Source organism: Enterococcus italicus DSM 15952 (assembly GCF_000185365.1).
GTDB classification, from domain to species: domain Bacteria; phylum Bacillota; class Bacilli; order Lactobacillales; family Enterococcaceae; genus Enterococcus_G; species Enterococcus_G italicus.
In genome coordinates, this window is sequence record NZ_GL622241.1 from 543,571 (window position 1) to 547,335 (window position 3,765).

Consider the following 3,765-nt stretch of genomic DNA (forward strand, 5'->3'; position numbering starts at 1 on the left):
AAAATCCGGAAGTTATTTTTCAAACTTTTGGATTCTATGGTCTTTTTGAATTAACTATTTTCACAACCTCTTTTAATAATAAACGATCTTAAGACAGCTTTTCATCGCGCCGATTTTCTTTCATTAAAGGAGATTGGCTCATTTTTTTGATTGATGTAATGTCGACTATCCGCCATTGCATTGGGTCATCTAAAAGCTTTAAAATAATTTGGCAGCCATTGATTCGTTTCTTAAGTACCCATCCTGAAATGGTCTCCGGAGACTTCATTTGTTTGGTCTGAATTTGCAATACCACCAATAATTTGTATTCGGATGCTAGTTGTAAGCGTTGAGAAAAGTCTTCCGCTTGAGCAAAAGCATCCGCTTTGTCTGCCTCATCTGTTAAAAAGCGGTCGAGAAAATTCTTTGACGAATCTGTCCATAATTGCCCCATCTTTACTTGAAGCGATCGTCGTTTTTCCACTTTTCTCCCTCCTAACTACTGGTTTTCTTTAAACGTTTGTAACCAATAAGGTAGTGCTTCATCAATCAATCGTTCAGTTTCCTTAAAGTCCCCAGTGTACCAAGGATCTGGTACACCTGTTGTTTCTTGACCGGGGACAACACTCATAAAGAGATGAATCTTTTTTTGAACATAAGCTGGTGCTAGTTTCTTTAAATCATGTACGTTTTGCTGATCCATTCCAATAATCCAATCATACATTAGAAAATCATTCGGTGCAATCTGGCTTGAAACTAGCTGATCTGTCTCGCATCCTCGCGCCTGTAATACATTTTTGGTGCCTTGATGTGCGGGATTTCCATGTTCCCAACGACTTGTCGCAGCAGAAGCTACTTCAATAGACAATCCTTCTTTTGCTATCGCCTGCACAAAAATTGCCTCTGCCATTGGTGAACGACAAATATTGCCTAGACAAACAAATAGCACTCGTTGCATGTTATTCCTCCTCTTGTTGAAACAGTCGATACGAAAACAACTCCACATCTTTTGCTAATTGAAAAAGCTGGCTCGCAATCTCCATCGGTGACTCTCGATAATCCTTTACAATCCAATTTTCTAAAATACCGCAGCAACCATAAGAAAAAAAGCAGCTATAAAATTGCAAGTCTTTTGTTGATAGTACTTGTTCTTGATCGACTTGCTTGAATAACTGCGCGAAATGCTCCTTCACTAAGCGGAAAAACTCAGTAATAAACACATCGCGTGCATCATCCATCATATTGCGATAAAAATAGCGTTTGGCTTTCATCGCCTGTAGCATTTTTAATGTTTGCTCTTCCCAATTTTCAAGATGGACAACCTCAAGGCTCAAATATTTTAAAGCGTCTTGATAATACACCCATCGAAGAAGTTCTTTTTTATCTGTAAAGTGGTAATAAAAGGTCTGACGATTAATAGCCGCTAATTTTGATACTTCTTGCACACTGACTTTTGAAAAGCCTCGTGCCTCGCATAAATCGACAAATACCCCACCAATTCGTTCCTTAGTTCGTCTACTCTCCATAACCTACCTCACATCTCTCTACTCGTTTTCTTGTTGGTATCCAAAATGTCGATAGGCCAATTCAGTTGCCACTCTACCACGAGCTGTCCGTTGAATGAAGCCTTTTTGTATTAAAAATGGCTCATACATGTCTTCAACGGTCTCCGTTTCTTCACCGATATTGACAGCAATCGTCGTTAATCCTACAGGGCCGCCATGATACAGCTCAATCATCGTTCTCAATAACTTTTGATCAATGTAATCCAATCCTTCATGATCCACCTGTAAGACGTCCAATGCCTGATCAGCTACACTCTTGGTAATCGAGCCATCGTGTTGCACTTGTGCAAAGTCTCTTACACGCTTTAACAAACGATTGGCAATACGAGGCGTCCCTCTTGAACGACGAGCAATCTCTATAGCCCCTTGCTCTTGAATCACGGTCGAGAACACCTCGGCTGACCGTTGCACAATTTCAGTTAATTCTGAGTCAAGGTAATACTCCATGTGACTGACAATGCCGAAGCGGTCTCGTAGTGGTGCCGACAACATCCCCGCTCTCGTAGTAGCTCCGATTAGTGTAAAAGGTGGCAACGGAAAATGAACGGGATGGGCAGTTGGGCCTTGGCCAACCATAATATCCACAAAAAAATCTTCCATCGCAGAATATAACATTTCTTCTGCCACGCGCGGTAAGCGGTGAATTTCATCTATGAACAACACATCACCTGGTTCAAGCTCATTTAAAAGCGCCACTAAATCGCCAGGTTTCTCGATGGCTGGTCCACTCGTTGTGCGAATATTGACTGCCATTTCATTAGCAATCACCATTGCCATTGTTGTCTTTCCTAAACCAGGAGGGCCGTACAAAAGAACATGATCGAGCGATTCTTCACGCTTTTTCGCAGCCTCAATATAAATGGCTAATTCGTGTTTTACTTTTTCTTGGCCAATATATTGTGACAAATACTGCGGTCGTAATGATTTTTCAAAACTCAAATCTTCATTTGACGGCTCTGGTGAAATCATTCGGTCCATTCAACTTTCCTCTATTTCTTCATTAATAATTTTAATGCTTTACGCAAGTATTCATCCGTAGAGTGAGCACCCTCTTTTTTCAGAGTAGTCTCTACACGCTTAATTTCTCTTTCTGAATACCCCAAAGCAGACAATGCTGATATCGCTTCGGTCAGCGCGCTTGTATCTGTATCAAAAAGTGGCATAGCTAAGTTGCCAGTCAATTCTCCAGCTAATTCTCCTAGTTTTCCCTTTAAGTCCAAAATCATTTGCTGTGCCGTCTTTTTCCCGACTCCAGGGAATTTCGTCAAATAGGTGACATCATCTGATTCAATAGCGGCAATTAACCCTTCATGGTCATCATTAGCCATAATAGCAATCGCGCTTTTAGGCCCAATACCTGAGACACTAATTAACCGAAGAAACAATAATTTTTCCTGTAATTTTTCAAATCCATATAGTGTATGCGCATCTTCTCGTACAATCAAGTGTACATAGACTTTTACTTCCTCTGTTTTCTTACCTGAGTAGCGATAAGGATTACCCATTACAAGCTGATAGCCGATACCATTTGCTTCAAGTACTATATAGCTAGGCTGAATATCTGCAACTACACCTTTAATAAATTCGTACATTCTTTCTCCTCACCTGTACATACGTTCCCTTTATTGTATCATACAAAAAATAAGAAAGGAACTGAGGAATTTCGATTACTGAACGTACTTCTTATATTCTCCATACCCTTTTTTATCCATCTCAGTTAATGGGATAAAGGATAGTGCTGCTGAATTAATACAATACCTAAGTCCACCTAATTCTTTTGGACCATCTGTAAATACGTGTCCTAAATGCGAGTCTGCATCCTGACTTCTTACCTCAGTCCGACTCATTCCATGCGATTCATCTTTCTTTTCAAGAATCTCTTCTTCTAAAATAGGGCGTGAAAAAGCAGGCCAGCCACAACCAGCGTCAAATTTATCACTAGAAGCAAATAAAGGCTTACCACTAACAATATCTACATAAATTCCTTGTTCATAAAAGTCATCATATTCCCCAGTAAAAGGTCTTTCCGTCGCATTTTCTTGCGTTACCGCATATTGAATTGGTGTTAATTTCTTTTTTAAGTCTTCTTTGCTCATGTTTTTCTACTCCTTTAAGTATAGTAATATTAGTTTGACCTGTTTTTAAGGAAAAGTCCATTGCTATGCTTCACTAATTGAAACAAAAAAAGTGAGAATGATTGCTCATTCTCACTTTATCATTT

Annotated in this window: 6 protein-coding genes; all 6 read right to left on the minus strand. The window is 39.6% G+C overall.

The genetic code is table 11. The features are described from left to right. Positions 1-88: 88 nt before the first annotated feature. The 6 genes from HMPREF9088_RS02535 to msrB all read right to left on the minus strand — a co-directional run bounded on the left by HMPREF9088_RS02535 (position 89) and on the right by msrB (position 3,640). A complete protein-coding gene (locus HMPREF9088_RS02535) occupies positions 89-463 on the minus strand; it encodes a hypothetical protein (protein ID WP_040366155.1) in 375 nt (124 codons plus the stop codon). Positions 464-478: 15 nt separating this feature from the next. Beyond that, positions 479-937 carry a low molecular weight protein-tyrosine-phosphatase gene (locus HMPREF9088_RS02540; protein WP_007207558.1) on the minus strand — a complete coding sequence of 153 codons (459 nt, stop codon included), beginning with the start codon at positions 935-937 and terminating at the stop codon, positions 479-481. Between the two features lies 1 nt (position 938). After that, positions 939-1,505 carry a TetR/AcrR family transcriptional regulator gene (locus tag HMPREF9088_RS02545; RefSeq protein ID WP_007207559.1) on the minus strand — a complete coding sequence of 189 codons (567 nt, stop codon included), beginning with the start codon at positions 1,503-1,505 and terminating at the stop codon, positions 939-941. An 18-nt stretch (positions 1,506-1,523) separates the two neighbouring features. After that, complete coding sequence (ruvB, locus tag HMPREF9088_RS02550) at positions 1,524-2,522, minus strand: Holliday junction branch migration DNA helicase RuvB (protein ID WP_007207560.1); 999 nt, start codon at positions 2,520-2,522, stop codon at positions 1,524-1,526. A gap of 11 nt (positions 2,523-2,533) precedes the next feature. Next, positions 2,534-3,136, minus strand: a complete 603-nt coding sequence (gene ruvA, locus HMPREF9088_RS02555; RefSeq protein WP_007207561.1) for a Holliday junction branch migration protein RuvA — start codon at positions 3,134-3,136, stop codon at positions 2,534-2,536. A 75-nt stretch (positions 3,137-3,211) separates the two neighbouring features. After that, positions 3,212-3,640 (minus strand): peptide-methionine (R)-S-oxide reductase MsrB, encoded by a 429-nt coding sequence (gene msrB / locus HMPREF9088_RS02560; protein WP_007207562.1) that lies wholly within the window; start codon positions 3,638-3,640, stop codon positions 3,212-3,214. Positions 3,641-3,765 lie beyond the last annotated feature (125 nt).

What these genes read in the sequence shown, in the direction of transcription:
- HMPREF9088_RS02540 (WP_007207558.1), bottom strand. Translation starts at nt 937, where the DNA reads ATGCAACGAGTGCTATTTGTTTGTCTAGGCAATATTTGTCGTTCACCA.
- HMPREF9088_RS02545 (WP_007207559.1), bottom strand. Translation starts at nt 1,505, where the DNA reads ATGGAGAGTAGACGAACTAAGGAACGAATTGGTGGGGTATTTGTCGAT.
- ruvB (WP_007207560.1), bottom strand. Translation starts at nt 2,522, where the DNA reads ATGGACCGAATGATTTCACCAGAGCCGTCAAATGAAGATTTGAGTTTT.
- ruvA (WP_007207561.1), bottom strand. Translation starts at nt 3,136, where the DNA reads ATGTACGAATTTATTAAAGGTGTAGTTGCAGATATTCAGCCTAGCTAT.
- msrB (WP_007207562.1), bottom strand. Translation starts at nt 3,640, where the DNA reads ATGAGCAAAGAAGACTTAAAAAAGAAATTAACACCAATTCAATATGCG.